Genomic DNA, 2,224 nt, shown 5'->3' with positions numbered 1-2,224 from the left:
ATTGAACGCGCGGCGAAGCAGCAGGTCATCGGCAAGGGCCTGACCCGGCAGGGGGGAGCCCCCGGCCACCGGCACGCCAGGCGTGCACGGACAGCCGAGGGGGAAAGAGCGGGAGCGGACGGGTCGCCCACCCTGCCAGCGCTGCCGGCAGGAGGGAGGGAGGCAGGCGACCAGACCGCATTACTTGGTCAGGATCAGCTTGTCGTTGCTGGTGTGGCGCAGCCGGTAGAAACGGTCGCCGTGCTGGATCAGGATTTCGCGGCGGCCCTTCAGCAGGGCTTCGCTGTCGATCACTTCTTCCGGCGGGACGACACGCACCGGGCGGTCGCGCAGGGTCAGCGTTTCGGGGCGCAGCAGTACAGGTTGAGCATTCATGAGCATCTGGACTCGTGCGAGGGACGATTCAGATGATAATGATTCTCAGTTAACAATCAACAACCATTCTCAATTCCATTGATGAGATTTATGATCGATTTCACGATTTCGATAGATCACATCAATGGATGGTGCGGATCCACAGCGACCCGCGCGGTACAACCTTCAGACGAAGGCCGCTTCCACTTTCGCCCAGCCGGCATCGTCCACCTGCTGCAGCACCTCCAGCGCCTGCAGGTTCTGCAGCAGCTGGCTGACCCGGCTCGCGCCGAGGATCACGCTGGACACGTTGGGATTGCGCAGGCACCAGGCAATGGCCAGGCTGGCCGGGGCATGGCCCAGCTCGGCGGCGACCTCGCTGAAGCGGCGCACCTGGGCCAGGCGCACGGCGGCGTTCTGGCCCAGCACCAGATCCTGCAGCCAGCCCATGCCCTCGCGGCCCAGCCGCGCATCGGCCGGAATGCCCTGGTCGTACTTGCCACTGAGCAGGCCCGAGGCCAGCGGCGAGAAGATGGTGGTGCCCAGCCCGGCGCTGGCGTACAGCGGTGCGTACTCCACTTCCACCCGCTCGCGGTGCAGCAGGTTGTACTGCGGCTGCTCCATCGACGGGGCCTGCCAGTTGTGGCGGGCGGCGATGTCCACGGCCTCCTCGATCTGCGCAGCCGACCACTCCGAGGTGCCCCAGTACAGCACCTTGCCCTGCCTGACCAACGTGTCCATCGCGTGCACGGTCTCGACAATGGGCGCGTCCGGATCCGGGCGGTGGCAGTAATAAAGGTCAAGGTAGTCCACCCGCAGGCGCTTGAGCGCGGCATGGCAGGCATCGGTCACGTGCTTGCGCGACAGGCCACGCTGGGTCGGCCGCGGGTCCTTGGCACTGCCGAAGAACACCTTGCTGGACACGCAGAAGCCGTCGCGCGGCAGGCGCAGGTCGGCGATCACATCGCCCATCACCTGCTCGGCGCGGCCGTTGGCGTAACCCTCGGCGTTGTCAAAGAAGTTGATGCCATGATCCCAGGCGGCGGCCACCATGTTGCGGGCCTCGTCACGCGGCACCTGGTCGCCGAACGTCACCCACGCCCCGAAGGACAGGGCGGACACCGGCAGGCCGGAGGAGCCGAGGCGGCGGTAGAGCATGCGATTCTCCTGTTGCAGGCCCGCATCCGGGCCGGGATCAGGCCCCATTCTACCCGGCCCCAGTGGCGGCAAGCCCTTGCGGTTGCTGGCCTGATCGGTGCCGATGGGGCCGCGCACGCCGCTTTTCCTTGCCCCAGCCCCGGCCCTGCACTAGGCTTCCCGTTTTTCGCGCGCCCCCGGGGGAGCTCTCATGGTCGAAGGTTTGGGCAGGATCGGCTTCGGCCTTTTCGGGTTGGCGGTGCTGATCGGCATCACCTGGCTGTTTTCCAACAACAAGCGTGCGGTGGACTGGAAGCTGGTCATCACCGGCATCACCCTGCAGATCGCGTTCGCGGCGCTGGTGATCCTGGTGCCCGGCGGGCGCGACGTGTTCGATGCCCTGGGCAAGGGATTCGTCAAGATCCTCAGCTTCGTCAATGAAGGTTCGGGCTTCATCTTCGGCTCGCTGATGGACACCCAGAACTACGGCTTCATCTTCGCCTTCCAGGTGCTGCCGACCATCATCTTCTTCTCGGCGCTGATGGGCGTGATGTACCACCTGAACGTCATGCAGGCCATCGTCCGCGTGATGGCGTGGTCGATCACCAAGGTGATGCGCGTGTCCGGTGCGGAAACCACCAGCGTCTGCGCCAGCGTCTTCATCGGCCAGACCGAGGCGCCGCTGACCGTGCGCCCGTACATCGCCAGAATGACCCAGTCCGAGCAGCTGACC

General features: G+C 65.6%; 3 protein-coding genes. 1 reads left to right on the top strand and 2 read right to left on the bottom strand.

The window, feature by feature from the left end; translation table 11 throughout:
• Nucleotides 1–180: 180 nt before the first annotated feature.
• On the bottom strand, nucleotides 181–375 hold the full coding sequence (gene hemP / locus ACQKDV_RS19190) for a hemin uptake protein HemP (protein ID WP_005412278.1): 195 nt from the start codon (nucleotides 373–375) through the stop codon (nucleotides 181–183).
• 165 nt (nucleotides 376–540) lie between these two features.
• Nucleotides 541–1,512 carry a potassium channel beta subunit family protein gene (locus ACQKDV_RS19185; RefSeq protein ID WP_427785823.1) on the bottom strand — a complete coding sequence of 324 codons (972 nt, stop codon included), beginning with the start codon at nucleotides 1,510–1,512 and terminating at the stop codon, nucleotides 541–543.
• A 190-nt stretch (nucleotides 1,513–1,702) separates the two neighbouring features.
• Between ACQKDV_RS19185 and ACQKDV_RS19180 the strand changes: the two genes are divergently transcribed.
• Nucleotides 1,703–2,224, top strand: a 522-nt coding sequence (locus tag ACQKDV_RS19180) for a Na+ dependent nucleoside transporter N-terminal domain-containing protein (RefSeq protein ID WP_427785822.1), incomplete at its 3' end; no start/stop codon positions are given.

Origin of the sequence: Stenotrophomonas sp. NPDC077659 (genome assembly GCF_050268705.1) — a bacterium.
Classification (GTDB): Bacteria; Pseudomonadota; Gammaproteobacteria; order Xanthomonadales; family Xanthomonadaceae; genus Stenotrophomonas.
Note: the sequence above shows the minus strand (reverse complement) of the source record. Positions and strands in the feature narration are given on the sequence as shown.